Consider the following 20,234-nt stretch of genomic DNA (forward strand, 5'->3'; position numbering starts at 1 on the left):
GTGCAGTCGCCCGCGTTGTCGGAGCCGGATTATTTGCCGGAGTCGCTGGATGAGCTGGTGGCTCGCTATGTGGCGGAGATCCGGTCGGTGCAGCCCGAAGGCCCATACCACCTGCTCGGTTGGTCGATCGGTGGTGTGCTCGCTCATGCGGTCGCGGTGGCGTTGCAGGCGGTCGGGGCCGAGGTCGGCGCGCTGGTGATGCTCGACAGCCGGATCAGTCGCGATATCGCGGACCTGCGCTCCGATATCGCGGCGCTGTTCGCCGAGATGGGCGTCACAGGTGATGCGCTCATATCCGACGGTGATGTCGACGACTTGAGCGAGCAGGCGCTGGCGGCACTGCATGCCACCATCCCGGCGGAGTTGGCGGTGATCACCGAGGAGCGGTTGCGTCAGATCTATCGCGGTGCGGTGCGCTCGGCGCGGCTGGAGGCGGCACACGAGTTCGGGGTATTCCGTGGTCGGCTGGATTACTTCAGTGCCGAGGGTGGTGACTTCGCGGGTAGCTGGCGGTCACTGGTCGACGGGGAGATCGTCGACCATCCCGTCGCGGCCGCTCACGACATGCTGACCTCACCGGAGGTGCTCAACATCATAGGTCCAGTGGTGGCAAGTCTGCTCGATCGAAGGGATCGGTAGGCTGTATTTCACATTTGGTAACGGAGGCCGTTCGTTGCCACGATGCACACGCGGGCGCGCCATGAAGGGGAGCGCATCTGAGTAGCTAGATCGGGGGAGCCGAATGATGGCTCAGGTAGTTGTCAACCGTCCATTCGGAATTGTCGAGCTGGTGTCCGCATGACGCGCCCGGAGCGCAGGCGACCCGGTCGGAACCAGCGGTCGCGGGTCAAGACACTGCCCCAGCTGCTGACGGCCGCCGTGGAGGCCAACCCCGGTGGCATCGCCATCCGGGTGGCCGATGCCGATGCCACCCTGGCCGAGATCAGCTACGCCGAGCTGGACGCGCGATCGACGCGGATGGCGCGACTGTTGATCGACCGGGGCGTCGGTCCTGAGGATCTGGTAGCCGTGGGTGTGCCGCGGTCGGTGGATTCGGTCGTGGCGGTGTGGGCCGTCGCGAAGACGGGCGCGGGATTTGTCCCGGTCGATCCGAACTATCCCGCGGACCGGGTCGAGCACATGGTGATCGATTCCGGCGCGGTGGTGGGGCTCACCGTCACATCGGTGGCCGCGACGCTGCCCGGTGAGGTCGAGTGGCTGGCGATCGATGACGCGGAGTTCGCAGGCCGACTCGACGAGTATTCGGTGGAGCCGGTGACTTACGCCGATCGGCTGCGCTTGCTGCGGGCTGATCATCCGGCTTATGTCATCTACACCTCGGGATCTACCGGTAAGCCCAAGGGTGTGGTGGTCACCCAGGCCGGGTTGTCGAGCTTTTGTGATGAGCAGCGCGACCGCTACCGGGTGACGAGTGATTCGCGCACACTGCATTTCGCGTCGCCGTCGTTCGATGCTTCGGTGCTGGAGCTGCTGCTGGCTCTGGGTGGGGCGGCGACCATGGTGGTGGTCGCGCCGATGGTGTATGGCGGTGTCGAGCTGGCGAATCTGCTGCGCCGTGAAGAGGTTACGCACGCCTTCATCACCCCGGCGGCGCTGGCCTCGGTGGATCCGGCGGGGTTGGATGCGCTGCGGGTTGTGGTGGCTGGTGGTGAGGCGTGTCCGCCGGAGCTGGTGCGTCGCTGGGTTGTGCCGGTCGCTGATGGTGTGACCCGGGAGTTCTACAACGGTTATGGTCCGACCGAGACCACGATCATGACCAATATCAGTGCGCCGTTGGTGCCTGGTGAGGTCGTGACCATTGGTGGTCCGATTCGGGCGATCAGTGAGTTCGTGCTGGATGATCGGTTGACGCCGGTGCCGAATGGCGTGGTCGGTGAGTTGTATATCACCGGTGCGCAGTTGGCGCGTGGTTATCATCGGCGTGCGTCGCTGACGGCGGCGCGTTTCGTCGCGAATCCGTTCGATCCCAGTGGTTCCCGCTTGTATCGCACCGGTGATCTGGTGCGTTGGACCGCCTCCGGTGAGCTGGAGTACCTGGGCCGCAATGATTTCCAGGTGAAGATCCGTGGTTTCCGGATCGAGCTGGGTGAGATCGATGCGGTGCTGGCCGGGCACGAGGCGGTCGATTTCGCGGTCACCGTCGGACATGATCTGGATACGGGCGCGACGATTCTCGTTTCGTATGTGCATGCGGCACCGGGTGCGGTGGTGGATGTGGATGCGTTGACCGGGCACGCCGAGCGCAGTCTGCCCGCGCATATGGTGCCCACCACCATCATGGTGCTGGATCGGATCCCGCTGACACCGGTGGGCAAACTGGACCGTGCAGCATTGCCCGCGCCGCAATTGCGAGCCAAGGCGTTCAGGGCGCCGTCGGGGCGGATGGAAACGCTGGTCGCCACGGTATTCGCCGAACTACTGGAGACCGAATCGCCCGTCGGCGCGGATGACGACTTCTTCGCGCTCGGCGGGAATTCGCTGATCGCGACGCGGGTGATCGCCCGGCTCGGCGCCGATCTGGACGCGCAGATTCCGGCCCGGCTGCTCTTCGATTCACCGACCGTGGCCGCGCTGGCCGCCCGGCTCGAGCAGCACGAGGGTTCCGGTGGACGTTTGGCGCTCGCGCCGATGCCGCGACCCGCGCGGATTCCGCTCTCGCCTGCCCAGCAACGGTATTGGTTCCTCAACCAGTTCGATCCGGCGGGCTCGGCGGTGGACAATATTCCGCTGGCCGTGCGGCTCACCGGCCAGCTGGACGTGCGGGCGCTCGGCCTGGCCATCGGCGATGTCTTCGCCAGGCATGAGGCATTGCGGACGGTCTACCCGCGTGCCGACGACGGCCCGCACCAGGTGATCCATCCGGCGCCGGCGCGGCCGTTCACGCTGACCCCGATCGAAGTGCCCGCGGCCGATGTGGTCTCCCGGATCATCGAATTCGCGCTCACCACCTTCGATGTGACCGTCGACGTGCCGGTCGCGATGGCTCTGTTCCGGATCGCCGAGGACGAGCATATTGTCGCGTTCACGGTGCACCACGTCTCCGCCGACGGTGCGTCGATGGGGCCGCTGGCCCGCGATGTGATGCTGGCCTATTCGGCGCGTGCCGCGGGCAGTGCGCCCGCATGGGATCCGTTGCCGGTCCAGTACGCGGACTACGCGCTGTGGCAGCGTGCGGTACTGGGTTCGGAGGAGGATCCGGACTCGCCTGCCGCGCGACAGATCGCCTATTGGAAGTCGGCATTGGCCGGAATGCCCGACCAGCTGGAACTTCCCGCGGACCGGCCACGGCCCCCGGCGCAGTCGTTCCAGGGTAGGGCGATTCGCTTCGAGATCGCCGCCGATCGGCACGCGCGATTGCAGGAGATCGCGCGCGCGAACAACGCCTCGCTGTTCATGGTGTGCAATGCCGCGCTCGCCGTACTGCTGGCGCGCCTGTCCGGCACCGACGATATCGCCGTCGGCACCCCGATCGCGGGTCGCGGTGAACGTGAACTCGACGATCTGATCGGCATGTTCGTCAACACCCTGGTATTCCGCACCCGGGTGCGTCCCGGCATGGGGTTCGCGGAGCTGCTGGCGGAGGTCAGGGAACGGAATCTGGAGGCGTTCGCGAATGCGGATGTGCCGTTCGAGCGCCTGGTCGAGGTGCTCAATCCCGTGCGATCCGCGGCGCGCAGCCCACTGTTCCAGGTCGGGTTGTCCTTCCAGAACCTCGAGCGGACCAGCTTCGAGCTGCCCGGATTGTCGGTGACCTCCGTCGATTTCGATACCCGCCTCGCCAAGACCGATCTACAGCTCACCCTGACCGACCTGTATGCCGAGGACGGTACGCCGGAGCAGATCAGTGCCGAATTCAGTTATGCGACCGACCTCTTCGAAGAATCGACGGTGCGGCGTCTCGCGGACCGGTTCGTGCGCCTGATCGACGCGATCACCGCGGATCCGACGGTTGCGGTCGATGCGATCGACCTGCTGTCGCCGGAGGAGAATGCGCGGATCCGCACCGCGTGGAACGACACGGCCCACGCGGTGGATTCGTCCGCGACTCTGGTGTCGCTGCTGGCTGCGACGGTCGCGGTGGTCCCGGACTCGGTGGCATTGGTCGACGCCGACGGTGCGCAGCTCACTTATGCCGAGCTGGATTCCCGAGTGAATCAGCTTGCCCGGCACCTGATCTCGGTGGGTGTGGGTCCGGAGTCGCGGGTGGCGTTGGCTATTCGTCGTTCGGTGGATCTGGTTGTGGCGATGTACGCGGTGGCCAAGGCTGGTGGTGCGTATGTGCCGGTGGATCCGGATCAGGCCGCGGAGCGTACCGATTACATTCTGGAGACCGCGGCACCGGTCTGCGTGCTGACCACCGCCGACGCGGAGTTCACTACCGATATCGCGCCCGTAGTGCGGGTCGACGAACTCCGCATGGCCGGATCGGCCGCCTCGATCACCGACGCCGACCGGATTGCGCCATTGCGTCCGCACCACACGGCATACGTGATCTTCACCTCGGGCTCCACCGGTCGCCCGAAGGGCGTCGCGGTCACCCACGCGGCGATCACGAACCAATTGGCGTGGAAGACAGCGGCATTCCGGCTCAATATCGCGGATGCCGTCTTGCTGAAGACGGCGGCGACCTTCGACCTGTCGGTGTGGGAGTTCTGGTCGGCTGCCGCATGCCGCGGCCGCCTGGTGATCGCGGCCCCCGACGGTCACCGCGATCCGGGCTATCTGAGCGACCTGATGGAGCGCGAGCGCGTCACCACCCTGCATGCGGTGCCTTCGATGCTGGACGCGCTGATGACCGCCGGGCTGCCCGATTCGTTGCGTCGGGTGCTGGCGATCGGTGAGGCGTTGCCCGCTGCTGTGGCGCAGCGGTTCTTGCGGGAGTATCCGCGGGTTGAGCTGTTCAATTTGTATGGCCCGACCGAGGCGGCGGTGTCGATTACCAGCCATCGGGTGAGCGCTGCGGACAACCTGTCGGTGTCGATCGGTGTGCCGGAGTGGAACAGCCAGGTCTATGTGCTGGATGCGCGGTTGCGTCCGGTTCCGGTGGGTGTGTCGGGTGAGTTGTATCTGGCCGGTGCGCAGTTGGCGCGGGGCTATTTCGGGCGAGCCGATCTGACGGCGGATCGGTTTGTGGCCAACCCGTTTGGTTCCGGTGCTCGCATGTATCGCACCGGCGACTTGGTGGCGTGGAATGCCGACGGTGAACTCGACTATCGGGGCCGTACGGACTTCCAGGTCAAGATTCGTGGTTTCCGTATCGAGTTGGGTGAGATCGAAGCCGCGCTGTTGGCGTTGCCGCAGATCACGCAGGCCGCGGTGCTGGCGAAGTCCGATGCCAAGACCGGTGATCGCCTGGTGGCCTACCTGGTGGCTCCTGCGGATATCGATGTGGCGGGGGTGAAGTCTGCCCTGAGTGCGGCTTTGCCGTCGTATATGGTGCCGTCGGCGTTCGTGGTGCTGGATGCTTTGCCGTTGAATGTGAACGGCAAGTTGGATCGGAAAGCGTTGCCGGAGCCGGAGTTCGAGGTTCAGGCGTTTCGTGCGCCCTCGACTCCGATCGAGGAGATCGTCGCGCAGGTGTTCGCCGATGTTCTCGGTGTGGAGCGGGTCGGTGCGGATGATGATTTCTTCGCCTTGGGTGGTAATTCATTGCTGGCCACCCAGGTTGCTGCGCGGATCGGCGCGGCGCTCGACGCACGCGTACCGGTACGGGTGCTGTTCGAGGCGCCGTCCGTGGCGGGCGCGGCCATCCTGGTGGAGCAGCACGCCGGTACCGGTGCACGGCGGGCATTGGTGGCGGGCCCGCGCCCGGAGCACATCCCATTGTCGCTGGCCCAGCAGCGGATGTGGTTCCTGAACCAATTCGATCCCACCTCCGCGGTCAACAACATTCCGGCGGCGGTGCGACTGACCGGTGTGCTGGATATCGCCGCGTTGCGGCTCGCGGTGCGGGATATGGTGGCCCGGCACGAGATTCTGCGCACGATCTTCCCGCAGACCGCGCGAGGCCCGGTACAGCGGATCCTGACGCCGCACGAAATGCCGGTGGAGCTGACCGCGCTCCGGATCGATCCGGAGCGCGTCGCGCACGAGGTCCAGCAGGTCATCGCGGCCGGATTCGATGTCACGACCGAAGTTCCGTTCCGCGCCGGACTGTTCCAGCTCGACGAGACCGACCATGTCCTGGTGTTCGTGGCGCATCACATCAGCGCCGACGGGTGGTCGATGGGGCCGCTGCTGCGTGATCTGATGCTGGCCTATGTCGCTCGCAGCGGTGGTGTGGCGCCGGGATGGCCGCCGTTGCCGGTGCAGTACGCGGACTTCAGCATCTGGCAGCGAGCGGTACTCGGTTCGGAATCCGATCCCGAGAGTGTGATCTCGCAGCAGGCCGAGTACTGGCGCACCGCATTGGCCGGTCTGCCCGATGAGCTCAACCTGCCCGCCGATCGATCCCGGCCGACCACGCAGTCCTTCGCCGGCGGCAGGGTCGGCTTCGCCGTCGACCCGGAAGTGCACGCGGCGCTGGCCGAGCTGGCGCGCGCGCACAACGCGACGATGTTCATGGTGGTGCATGCCGCATTGGCGGTGTTCCTGGCGCGCATGTCCGGCACCGAGGACATTGCGATCGGCACCCCGGTGGCCGGTCGCGGTGAGGCCGAACTCGACGACATGATCGGCATGTTCGTCAATACGCTGGTATTGCGTGCGCGCGTACCCGGCGAACTCACCTTCGGCGAGCTGCTGGACGCCACCAAGGATGCCGACCTGCGCGCCTTCGCGCATGCGGATCTGCCGTTCGAGCGACTGGTCGAACTGCTCGATCCGGAGCGCTCCACCGCGCGCCATCCGCTGTTCCAGGTCGCGCTGTCCTTCCTGAATCTGCCCGAGAGCACCTTCGAACTGCCCGAACTTCGGGTCGGCGCCGTCGATTTCGATGTCGACACCGCCAAATTCGATCTGTCGCTGACGGTTCAGGAAGTCGATGACAGTGCGGGAATGCACGCCGAGTTCTCCTTCGCGCGCGACTTGTTCGACGATGCCACCGTCCGCGGGTTCGCCGACCGTTTCACCGGATTGCTGGAGGCGATCGTCGCCCAGCCGGAGACCCCGGTCGGCGACCTACCGCTGCTGACCGAGACCGAACGCAAACTGCTGACCCAGGTCCAGGGTGAGCACGTCATGGCGACCGGACTGCTGCCGGATCTACTCACCCGCGGTGCGCGGCTGTCCAGTCCGCGCCATACGGCGGTCCGCTACCGTGGCCGGTCGATCAGCTACCGCGAACTCGACGAGTACACGAGTCGTTTGGCGCGCGTCCTGATCGGCCGCGGTGTCGGCCCGGAAAAGCTGGTGGCGCTGGCCTTCCCACGGAGCCTGGAGATGGTCGCCGCGGTATGGGCGGTGGCCAAGGCCGGTGGCGCTCACGTGCCGATAGATCCGAACTACCCGGTCGACCGGGTGCGGCATATGGTGACCGATTCGGCCGCCGTCGTCGGCCTCACCGCGGCCGAGTATCTCGACGCGCTGCCCGGCGCGGTGGACTGGCTGGTGCTCGATGATCCGGCGACGGATGCGCTGCTGGCAACCGAATCCCCGGCTCCGGTCACCGATGGCGACCGCCTGACGCCGCTGCTGATGCGGCATCCGGCGTATGTGATCTACACCTCCGGTTCGACGGGTATGCCGAAGGGCGTCACCGTCACGCACGCTGGATTGGGCGGCCTCGTCGAATACGCGACCGAGGTCTACGGGCTGGAGCAGCGGCATCGGTTCCTGCATATCTGCTCACCGAGCTTCGACCCGTCGGTCCTGGAATGGCTGTGCGCCTTCTCCAACGGCGCCACCCTGGTGATCGTGCCGCCGACCGTCATCGGTGGCGTGGACCTGGCCGAACTATTGCGCGCCGAACGGGTGACCCACGCGATCATCACCCCCGCGGTGCTCGGCACCGTCGATCCGACCGGGCTGGACGACATCGAGGTCCTGTCGGTGGGCGGTGATGTGACGACCCCGGAATTGCTGGCCAAGTGGCAGCCGGGGCGGCGGTACTTCAATGGCTACGGTCCGACCGAGACCACGATCATCTCGTCCTACGCGACCTTGACCGCGGGCAGGCACATCACGATCGGCAGCCCGGTACGGGGAATGTCGGCGCTGGTACTCGACTCCCGGCTCAATCCGGTCCCGCCCGGTGTCGCGGGCGAGCTGTATCTCGCGGGTGGCGCTCTGGCGCGTGGATACCACAACCGTCCGGGATTGAGTGCGGAGCGTTTCATCGCCAATCCGTGGGGTGAACCGGGCACGCGGATGTATCGAACCGGCGACGTGGTGCGCTGGTACGCCGAACCGGGGGAGCGGTCCGGGAACACCGAGTTGCCTTCGGTGGATTGGGAACTCGACTACGTGGGGCGGTCGGACTTCCAGGTGAAGATCCGCGGCTTCCGCATCGAATTGGGTGAGATCGACGCGGTGCTCGGCAGCCACCACGACGTCGACTTCGCGATTACGCTCGGTCGCGAGAACTCCGTCGGCGCGACAATTCTGGTGTCCTATGTGCTGGCCGCACCGGATCGGGCGGTCGATATCGCGGATCTGACCGCGTATGCGGCGCGGATCCTGCCGCCGCATATGGTGCCCGCCGCGATGATCGTCCTGGACGAGATCCCGCTGACCCCGGTCGGCAAATTGGATCGGAAAGCACTGCCGGAGCCGGTCTTCGAGGCCCGCGCTTTCCGTGCGCCGTCCACTCCCGTCGAGCGGATCGTGGCCGCGGTCTATGCGGAGGTATTGGGGGTCGAGCAGGTCGGCGCCGACGACGACTTCTTCGCATTGGGCGGCAACTCCCTGCTCGCCACCCAGGTCACGGCGCGCATCGGCGCGGCGGTGAATGCGCGGGTGCCGGTGCGGGTGCTGTTCGACGCCTCGACCGTCGCCGGATTGGCGGTGCTGATCGGCGAGTTCGCCGGTGCGGGTGGACGACTCGCGTTGGTCGCCGGTCCGCGACCCGAGCGCATCCCGCTGTCGTCCGCGCAGCAGCGGATGTGGTTCCTGAACCAGTTCGACAGCGGCTCGGCGGTATACAACATACCGATCGCCATCCGATTGACCGGTGACCTCGATATCGCCGCATTGCGGCAGGCCGTCGCGGATGTGATGGCGCGGCACGAGTCGCTGCGCACGGTGTATCCGCACACCGATGACGGTCCGGTTCAGGTGATTCTGCCTGTGGCACAGGTACTTCCGGAGTTGGAGGTCCGTCCGGTCGCGGCGGCCGAGATCCCGGCGGCCGTGCACGAGGTGCTGTCGACGACGTTCGATGTGACCGCCGAGGTTCCGGTGCGGGTCGCATTGTTCCGGATCGGCGCGACGGGTCCGGAATTCGTGCTGGCCATGGTGGTGCACCACATCGCGGGTGACGGTTGGTCGGTTGCCCCGTTGACGCGCGATCTCATGACGGCCTACGCCGCGCGTGCGGTGGGACAGGCGCCGGGATGGTCGCCGCTGGCGGTGCAGTATGCGGATTACAGCATCTGGCAGCGTGCGCTGCTGGGTAGTGAGGACGATTCGGAATCGCTGGCGGCCGCGCAGATCGGCTACTGGCGACGGGCCCTCGCCGAGCTGCCGGATCAGCTCGACCTGCCGTCGGACCGTCCACGTCCCGCGGTCCAGTCGTTCGCGGGCGGCACACTCGCGATCCAGGTCGATGCCGGAACGCATCGCGCACTGCTGGACCTGGCGCGGGCCGAGAGCGCCACCCTGTTCATGGTCGTGCACGCGGCACTGGCGGTGCTGCTCGCGCGGCTCTCGGGGGCTAGGGATATCGCGATCGGTACGCCCGTGGCCGGTCGTGGCGAGTCCGAACTGGATGATCTGATCGGCATGTTCGTCAACACCTTGGTGCTGCGCACCCCGGTGACCGGTGAGCTCACCTTCCGGGAGCTGCTCGCACACGCCAAGGAAGCCGATCTGCGCGCTTTCGAGCACGCCGACCTCCCGTTCGAGCGGTTGGTCGAATTGTTGAATCCGGTTCGGTCGACCGCGCGGCATCCCCTTTTCCAGGTGATGCTGACCTTCCAGAACATGGGCAACACCGCCCTCGAATTGCCCGGGTTGACCGTCTCGGGTGTGGACGCCGGCATCCCACCGGCGAAGTTCGATGTGCAGGTGACGCTGGCGGAGCACCTCGGCGAGGATGGCGTCGCGGCGGGGATATCGGCCGAATTCACCTATGCCGCGGATCTGTTCGACGCCGCGACGGTCCGGGTGTTCGCCGAACGCTTCGAACGGGTGCTCGCCGCGGTGGCGGCGGATGCCCACGCGGTTGTCGGCGATATCGATCTGTTCGCGCCCGGCGAGCGCGATCTGATGCTGACCGGCGCCCGAACCTCCGGTGCGCCGGTGCCCGGGCTGACCCTGGTGGATCTGATCGGGGAGCAGGCCCGGCTGCGGCCGGGCGCGGTCGCGGTGCGATCGGGTGACGCGACGGTGTCGTTCGGGCAGCTGTGGCAGCGGGCCAACCGGGTGGCGCGGGCGCTCATCGCACAGGGCGTCGGGCCGGAGTCGCTGGTGGCGGTGGCCGTATCACGCACCGAAGAGCTGCCGGTCGCACTGCTCGCGGTGCTGGTGACGGGCGCGGCCTATGTGCCGATCGATACCACCTACCCGGTGCAACGCCTCGAGTTCATCTTCGCCGACGCCCGTCCGGCGTGCCTCCTGACCACCACGGATGACGTGGATTCAATTCCGGCACAGGATCTTCCGGTGCTGTTGTTGGAGCAGGCGATCGAGTTCCCGTACGAGCCGGTCACCGATGCCGACCGAATTCGGCCACTGCGCCCGGACAACCTGGCGTACGTCATCTACACCTCCGGTTCCACCGGCGTGCCCAAGGGCGTCGGCGTCACCCATCGCAATGCGGTCGAGCTGCTGCTGCACACCGAGCCGCTGTTCGGATTCGACGAGACCGATGTGTGGACGATGTTCCACTCGTTCGCCTTCGACTTCTCGGTGTGGGAACTGTGGTGCGCGCTGGCCTACGGCGGCTCGGTCATCGTGGTCGACTACCTGACCTCGCGATCCCCGGAGCTGTTCCGCGAGTTGCTGATTCGCGACAAGGTGACGGTGCTGAACCAGACGCCGTCCGCGTTCTATCAGCTGGTGGAGGCCGACCGGGCCGCATATCCGGCCGATATGGCGCTGCGGTATGTGATCTTCGGCGGCGAAGCGCTGGATCTGCGCCGGTTGCGGCGCTGGTACGAACGCCACCCGGCGCACGCGCCGCGACTGGTGAATATGTACGGCATCACCGAAACCACGGTGCACGTGTCGTTCGTGGCGCTGAATGAGCAGATGGTGGCCGATCCGGCCAGCGTTATCGGGCGGGCGCTGCCCGGATTGGCGGCATACGCACTCGATTCCCGGGTGGCCCCGGTGCCGGTGGGTGTAGCCGGGGAAATCTATGTGACCGGCGCCCAGCTGTCGCGCGGCTATCTGGGGCGGCCCGGACTGACCGCATCGCGATTCGTGGCGAATCCCTTCGGGGAGCCTGGTTCTCGCATGTATCGCAGTGGCGATGTGGGTCGCTGGGCCGGTTCCGGCGCGCAAGCGCGCCTCGAATACGCCGGTCGCAGTGACCAGCAGGTGCAGTTGCGTGGCTTCCGCATCGAGCTCGGTGAGATCGAAGCGGTTCTGACGGCGCATGATTCGATCGCGCAGGCGGTGGTTGTCGTCCACGCGGACGCCCATATCGGTGATCAGCTGGTCGCCTACGCGGTCCCCGCCGCCGGTGCGTCCTTGGATACGGAGCTGCTTCGAGCGCATCTGTCGGCGGCGGTGCCGTCGTATATGGTGCCGTCGATATTCGTGACGCTCGACGCGGTACCGCTGACCGCGAACGGCAAGTTGGATCGCCGGGCGTTGCCCGCGCCGACCTTCACCGGTCGCGAATTCCGCGCACCGGTTACCGAATTGGAGTCGGTGGTCTGCGCCGCGTTCGCGGAGGTCCTCGGGCTGGAGCGGGTCGGCGCCGATGACGACTTCTTCGAACTCGGCGGGAACTCGCTGGTCGCGGCAGGTTTGGTCGCGCGGCTCGGTGCGGCGCTGGATACCCGGGTACCGCTGCGCCTGCTGTTCGAGGCCTCGACGGTCACCGGGCTCGCCGCATTGCTCGCGGAGCAATCCGGTGCGGGCGAGCGCCAGGCGTTGGTGGCGGGTCCGCGGCCGGAACGCATTCCACTGTCGCTGGCGCAGCAGCGGATGTGGTTCCTGAATCGGTTCGATACCGAATCGGCCGCGTACAACATTCCGGTGGCCGTGCGGCTGAGCGGCGCACTCGATATCGCGGCGCTGCGACAGGCATTCGCCGATATCGTCGCGCGGCACGAGACGTTGCGGACGGTATACCCGCAGACCGATTCGGAGCCGATTCAGGTGATCCTGCCCGTGGGGCGGGACGGTGTGCCCGAACTGCTGTGGCGCTCGGTGGCCGCGGATCGGGTCGAAGCCGCGATCGCGGAATTGATGTCGACGGCATTCGATGTGACCGCGGGGGTGCCGGTCCGAGCGGTGCTGTTCGAGATCACCGACGCGGCAGACGAATTCGTGCTGGCCATGGTGGTGCACCACATTTCCGGTGATGGTTCGTCGGCCGGGCCGTTGACGCGCGATCTCATGACGGCCTATGCCGCGCGTGCGGCGGGGCAGGCTCCGGGGTGGGCCCCGCTGGCGGTGCAGTACGCGGATTACAGCATCTGGCAGCGTGCGCTGCTGGGTAGTGAGGATGATCCGGAGTCGTTGGCGGCCAAGCAGATCGGCTATTGGCGGCAGGCCTTGGCGGATCTTCCGGACCAATTGGATCTGCCGTCCGATCGGCAACGGCCCGCGGTGCAGTCGTTCATGGGTGGCCGGGTCGAGGTGCGGATCGGTGCCGAGACGCATCGGGCACTGGTGGAGATGGCCAGGGCCGAGGGTGCCACTCTGTTCATGGTCGTCCACACGGCCTTCGCGGCATTGCTGGCTCGACTATCCGGGACCGGCGATATCGCGATCGGTACGCCGATGGCCGGTCGCGGTGAGGCCGAGCTGGATGATTTGATCGGCATGTTCGTCAATACGCTGGTGTTCCGCACGCTGGTCGATCCGGGCGAGTCCTTCGCGGATCTGCTGGCACGGCAACGCGAGGCCGATATCCAGGTGTTCGCGAATGCGGATGTGCCGTTCGAGCGTCTGGTCGAGGTGCTCAACCCGGAGCGCTCGACGGCGCGGCATCCGCTGTTCCAGGTGGGTCTGTCGTTCCAGAACCTGGCGCAGGCCGCATTGGAACTGCCCGGCCTGACGGTGGCCGAAGTGGCGACCGACGCGCAGTTGTCGCAGTTCGATCTGCATCTCATCGTCGCGGATAACTACGGCGCGGACGGCGATCCGCTGGGTATCGGCGGGATCTTCACCTACGCCACCGATCTGTTCGACCGTGCCACGGTGCAGGGTTTCGCGGAACGCTTCACCCGGTTGCTGGACGCTATTGTGGCCGCGCCGCACCGGGCGGTGGGGGATATCGAGCTGCTGGCGGTGGCGGAACGCGCCGAGCTGCTCGGTGACCGCAATGCGACCGAACGGGCGGTGGATTCCGAGGCGACGTTGGTGTCGTTGTTGGATGCGTCGGTGGCTTCGGATCCGAAGGCCGTTGCGTTGGTGTCCGATGATGGTGCGCAGCTGACGTATGCGGAGTTGGATGCGCGGGTGAATCGTCTTGCCCGGTATTTGATTTCGGTGGGTGTGGGTCCGGAGTTGCGGGTGGCGTTGGCTATTCGTCGTTCGGTGGATCTGGTTGTGGCGATGTATGCGGTGGCCAGGGCTGGTGGTGCGTATGTGCCGGTGGATCCGGATCAGGCTGCGGAGCGTACCGATTACATCTTGTCGACGGCGGCACCGGTCTGTGTACTGGCCACCGCTGAGTTCGCCACGGATGTCGCGCCGGTAGTGCGAGTGGACGCACTCGAGCTCGACGGGCTGTCGGCCGAGCCGGTAGTGGATGCGGAGCGGCTCGCGCCGTTGCGCCCGGACAATACGGCGTATGTGATTTTCACGTCGGGTTCGACGGGTCGTCCCAAGGGTGTCGCGGTTTCGCATGGTGCGATCGTGAATCAGTTGTTGTGGAAGACGGCTGAATTCGGTTTGGATGCCGCCGATGCCGTTCTGCTGAAGACGGCTGCGACGTTCGATTTGTCGGTGTGGGAGTTCTGGTCCGCCGCCGTCTGTGGTGGTCGTTTGGTGATCGCCGCGCCGGATGGGCACCGTGATCCGGGGTATTTGAACGAGTTGATGGTTCGCGAGTGGGTGACCACGCTGCATGTGGTGCCGTCGATGCTCGATGCGTTGATGACCGCCGGGCTGCCCGATTCGTTGTGGCGAGTGTTGGCGATCGGTGAGGCGTTGCCCGCTGCTTTGGCGCAGCGGTTCTTGCGGGAGTATCCGCGGGTTGCGCTGTTCAATTTGTATGGCCCGACCGAGGCGGCGGTGTCGATTACCAGCCATCGGGTGAGCGCTGCGGACAACCTGTCGGTGTCGATCGGTGTGCCGGAGTGGAACAGCCAGGTTTATGTGCTGGATGCGCGGTTGCGTCCGGTTCCGGTGGGTGTGTCGGGTGAGTTGTATTTGGCTGGTGCGCAGTTGGCGCGCGGGTATTTCGGGCGTTCCGATCTGACGGCGGATCGGTTCGTGGCGAATCCGTTCGAGCCGGGCACTCGGATGTATCGCACGGGTGACTTGGTTGCGTGGAATGCCAATGGTGAGCTGGACTATCGGGGTCGTACCGATTTCCAGGTCAAGATTCGTGGTTTCCGTATCGAGTTGGGTGAGATCGAGGCCGCTTTGCTCGCCTTGCCCGGGGTCGCACAGGCTGCGGTGCTGGCGAAGTCCGATGCCAAGACCGGTGACCGTCTGGTGGCCTATCTGGTGGCGTCGGATGCAACCAGCGGTGTCGATGTCGCGGGCGTGAAGTCTGCGCTAGCCGCGAGCCTGCCGTCATACATGGTGCCGTCGGCGTTCGTGGTGCTGGATGCTTTGCCGTTGAATGTGAACGGCAAGTTGGATCGGAAGGCGTTGCCGGAGCCGGAGTTCGAGGTTCAGGCGTTTCGTGCGCCCTCGACTCCGATCGAGGAGATCGTCGCGCAGGTGTTCGCCGATGTTCTCGGTGTGGAGCGGGTCGGTGCGGATGATGATTTCTTCGCCTTGGGTGGTAATTCATTGCTGGCCACCCAGGTTGCCGCGCGAATCGGCGCGGCATTGGATGCCAGGGTGCCGGTGCGCATGCTCTTCGAGGCATCCACCGTTGCCGGACTAGCGGTCAAGGCGGAGCAACATTCGGGTTCCGGCGGTCGCCGGGCACTGACCCCCATACCGCGCCCGGACCATATCCCGCTGTCGCTGGCGCAGCAGCGCATGTGGTTCCTGAACCGGTTCGATACCGAGTCGGCGGCCTACAACATTCCGGTCGCCATCCGGCTCACCGGTGACCTCGATATCGCCGCGCTGCGATACGCCTTCGCCGATATCGTGGCGCGGCACGAGATCCTGCGCACCGTCTATCCGCAGACCGAACACGGCCCGGCGCAGGTAATCCTGCCACCGGGACAGGCCGGTACGCCGGAGCTGGCGATCCGGCGGGTCACCGCGGCCGAGGTCGAATCCGCGGTCGTCGAGCTGATCGCGGCGACCTTCGACGTCACCGCCGAGGTGCCGGTGCGCGCGGTGCTGTTCGAGATCGACGATGTCCACGCCGAATTCGTGCTCGCCCTGGTCGTCCACCACATTTCGGGTGATGCCTCGTCGGCGGGCCCGCTGACGCGCGACCTCATGACGGCCTATATCGCACGTTCGACGGGACAGGCCCCGGGGTGGGCGCCGCTGGCGGTGCAGTACGCGGACTACGCGCTGTGGCAGCGGGAGCTGCTCGGCAGTGAAGACGATCCGGAATCGCTGGCGACCAAACAGGTCACCTACTGGCGGCAGGCGCTCGCCGACCTGCCCGACCAGCTGGATCTGCCGTCGGATCGGCCGCGACCGGCCGTGCAGTCCTTCACGGGCGGCACGGTGGAGCTGCGTATCGACGCCGATACCCACCGAGCGCTGGTCGAATTGGCGCGGTCGGAAGGCGCGACGCTGTTCATGCTCGTGCACACCGCGCTCGCGCTGCTGCTCGCTCGACTATCCGGCACCGACGATATCGCCATCGGGACGCCCATGGCGGGCCGTGGCGAGGCCGAATTGGATGATCTGATCGGCATGTTCGTGAATACCCTGGTGTTCCGCACCCGGGTCGACGCGGACGAATCGTTCGTGGATGTGCTGGCCCGCCAACGTGAGGTCGATGTTCAGGCGTTCGCGCATGCGGATGTGCCGTTCGAGCGTCTGGTCGAGGTGCTCAACCCGGAGCGTTCGACCGCGCGGCATCCGCTGTTCCAGGTGGGGTTGTCGTTCCAGAATCTATCGCCGGTGCGACTGGAGTTGCCCGGGCTCACCGTGGCCGGATTCGACTCGGATCACCAGTTGTCGCAATTCGATCTGCATCTGATCGTGGCCGACAGCTACGACGAAGGTGGGAACCCCGCGGGCATCGGCGGCATCGTCACCTATGCCTCGGATCTGTTCGACGCGGCCACGGTCCAGGGTTTCACGGACCGTTTCCTGCGGATACTGGATGCGATCGTCGCCGCGCCACGGGCATCGGTCGGCGATATCGAGATGCTCGATTCCGTCGAACGCGCCCGGCTCACCCGCGAGTGGAACGCGGGCCGGTCCGCTGGTTCCGCGTCCGTGACGCTGGTGTCATTGCTGGACGCGTCGGTGGCGAGACGGCGGGAAGCGGTCGCGCTGGTCGATGCCGACGGCACGGCCGTGTCCTACGCCGAGCTGGATTCCCGGGTGAATCGTCTTGCCCGGTATTTGATTTCGGTGGGTGTGGGTCCGGAGTCGCGGGTGGCGTTGGCTATTCGTCGTTCGGTGGATCTGGTTGTCGCGATGTACGCGGTGGCCAGGGCTGGTGGTGCGTATGTGCCGGTGGATCCGGATCAGGCCGCCGAGCGTACCGATTACATTCTGGAGACCGCCGCCCCGGTCTGCGTGCTGACGAACGCCGCCACGGGATTCCGCACCGATATCGCGCCGCTGGTGTGGGTGGATGACCTCGCGCGGATCGACGGCGACGAGGCGGCGATTTCGGCCTCGGACCGACTGGGGCCGTTGCGTCCGGACAATACGGCGTATGTGATCTTCACATCCGGTTCGACGGGCCGTCCCAAGGGCGTCGCGGTTCCGCACGGTGCGATCGTCAATCAGCTGCTCTGGAAGACAGCGGAATTCGGCTTGAACGCCGCCGATGCCGTTTTGCTGAAGACGGCGGCGACGTTCGATCTATCGGTGTGGGAGTTCTGGTCGGCGGCGGTATGCGGTGGTCGCCTGGTGATCGCCGCGCCGGATGGGCATCGGGATCCGATGTATCTGAACGACTTGATGGCCCGAGAATCGGTGACGACGCTACATGTGGTGCCGTCGATGCTCGACGCACTACAGACCGCCGGAAACCTGCCCGGATCGCTGCACCGAGTGCTGGCGATCGGTGAGGCACTGCCAGGTGCGGTGGCGCAGCGGTTCCTTCGGGAGTATCCGCGGGTCGAGCTGTTCAATTTGTATGGCCCGACCGAGGCGGCGGTGTCGATCACCAGCCACCGGGTGACCGACGCCGACCACCTATCCGTCTCGATCGGTGCGCCGGAGTGGAACAGCCGTGTCTACGTGCTGGATTCGCGGCTGCGTCCCGTACCGGTGGGTGTGCCCGGTGAGTTGTATCTGGCCGGTGCGCAGTTGGCACGCGGGTATTTCGGTCGCTCGGAATTGACGGCGGATCGTTTCGTGGCCAATCCGTTCGAGCCGGGTCTGCGGATGTACCGCACCGGTGACCTGGTGGTCTGGAATGCCGACGGTGAGCTGGACTATCGGGGTCGCACCGATTTCCAGGTCAAGATTCGTGGTTTCCGTATCGAACTCGGCGAGATCGAAGCCGCGGTACTCGCACTACCGCAGATCGCCCGAACCGCGGTCATCGCGAAGTCCGATGCCAGGACCGGGGACCGGGTCGTGGCCTATCTGGTCGGATCGCACGGTGAAGTCGACACGGCGCAGGTGAAGTCGGCGCTGAGCAAGGCCCTGCCGTCGTATATGGTGCCGTCGGCCTTCGTGGTGCTGGATGCGTTGCCGCTCACCGTGAACGGCAAGCTCGATCGAAAAGCACTGCCGGAGCCCGAATTCGAGGTTCAGGTATTCCGCGCGCCGTCGACTCCGATCGAGGAAATCGTCGCCCAGGTCTTCGCCGATGTCCTCGGTATCGAGCGGGTCGGCGCGGACGACGATTTCTTCGCCCTCGGCGGTAATTCGCTGTCCGCGACCCAAGTGGTGGCGCGAATCGGCGCGGCATTGGATACCAGGGTGCCGGTGCGAATGGTGTTCGAGGCGTCCACGCCCGCCGCGCTCGCCGTCACCGTCGAGCGGCACGCGGGTGCGGGTGGGCATCGGGCACTGGTCGCCGGACCGCGTCCCGAACGGGTGCCGCTGTCGTTGGCGCAGCAGCGAATGTGGTTCCTCAACCAGTTCGATCCCGATTCGGCGGCCTATAACGTGCCCGGCGCGGTCCGGCTGACGGGTGACCTCGACGTCGCCGCACTTCAGCAGGCTGTCGCCGATGTGATCGCCAGGCACGAAACTCTGCGCACCGTCTACCCGGAGCAGGACGGCGCGGCGTACCAGGTGATTCTGCCCGTGGACCGGGCGGTGCCGGATCTGGTCCCGGAGGCGGTGCGGGGCGTGGAACTGCCGCGGCGGATCGGCGAACTGGTCTCCGCCGGATTCGATGTGACCTCGCAGATTCCATTGCGTACCAGGCTGTTTCGGATTGCCGACGCGGACAGCGAATTCGTGCTGGTCTTCGTCGTCCATCACATCAGCGCGGACGGTTGGTCGATGGGCCCGCTGACCCGCGATGTGATGGTGGCCTACGCGGCCCGGGCGGCCGGGGTGGCCCCCGGTTGGGCGCCGCTGCCGGTGCAGTACGCGGATTTCGCGCTGTGGCAGCGGGAGGTACTCGGCTCGGAGTCGGATCCGGACAGCTTGATCACGGCCCAGGCCGAGTACTGGCGCACCGCGTTGGCGGGTGTGCCCGATGAATTGAATCTGCCCGCTGATCGGCCACGTCCGAAGATGCAGTCGTTCGCCGGTGGACAGGTGCTGTTCGCCGTCGACAATGATGTGCACATGCGGCTGCGCGGGATCGCGCGCGAGCAGAACGCCACCCTGTTCATGTTGCTGCACACGGCATTGGCGGTATTCCTGGCGCGCATGTCGGGTACCGAGGACATCGCGATCGGCACCCCCGTGGCCGGCCGCGGTGAGGCCGAGGTCGACGATGTGATCGGCATGTTCGTCAATACGCTGGTCTTGCGCACCGAGGTGCGCGGTGCGGCCACCTTCCAGGAGTTGCTCGCCCAGACCAAACATGCCGATCTGCAGGCCTTCGCGCATGCCGATCTGCCGTTCGAGCGGCTGGTGGAACTGCTGAATCCGGAGCGCTCGACGGCGCGCAATCCGCTGTTCCAGGTGTCGTTGTCGTTGCAGAATGTGCCGGAAAGCAGTTTCGAACTGCCTGGTTTGCGCGTCGAAGCGGTCGAATCCGGTATGCAGGCCGAACAATTCGACCTGTCGCTGACCGTGCGGGAAGCAGGCGACGGCGCCGGACTGCATGCGATGTTCACCTTCGCCCGTGATCTGTTCGACGAGTCGACCGTGCGGGTGTTCGCCGAGCGGTTCACCCGCTTGCTGACCGCCATCGCGGATCGACCCGGCGCGCCGGTCGGCGACCTGTCGATGCTCTTGGACGGCGAGCGGGAGTCGCTCGTACCGGTGCGTGGCGCGGCGGCTGTCGATAGTGGTTTGTTGCCGGATATGTTGGCGCGTGGCGTGGGGTTGGGTCGTGAGCGGATCGCCGTGCGCTATTTGGGCAGGTCGATTACGTACGGCGAACTCGACGACTACTCCTCCCGGTTGGCGCGGGTGCTGATCGATCGTGGTGTTGGTCCGGAATGTGTGGTGGCGCTGTCGTTCCCGCGTTCGTATTCGATGATCGCGGCGATCTGGGCGGTGGCCAAGACCGGTGCGGCTTTCGTTCC

Annotated in this window: 2 protein-coding genes; both read left to right on the top strand. The window is 66.1% G+C overall.

Annotated elements, in window-relative coordinates:
• Positions 1–639 (top strand): thioesterase domain-containing protein (locus AB0H61_RS38570; protein WP_357313772.1); only part of this gene is annotated, 639 nt, incomplete at its 5' end.
• Positions 640–798: 159 nt separating this feature from the next.
• Positions 799–20,234 (top strand): non-ribosomal peptide synthase/polyketide synthase (locus AB0H61_RS38575; protein WP_357313775.1); only part of this gene is annotated, 19,436 nt, incomplete at its 3' end.

Source organism: Nocardia sp. NPDC050710, from assembly GCF_040654375.1.
In the GTDB taxonomy this organism is placed as follows: Bacteria; Actinomycetota; Actinomycetes; order Mycobacteriales; family Mycobacteriaceae; genus Nocardia.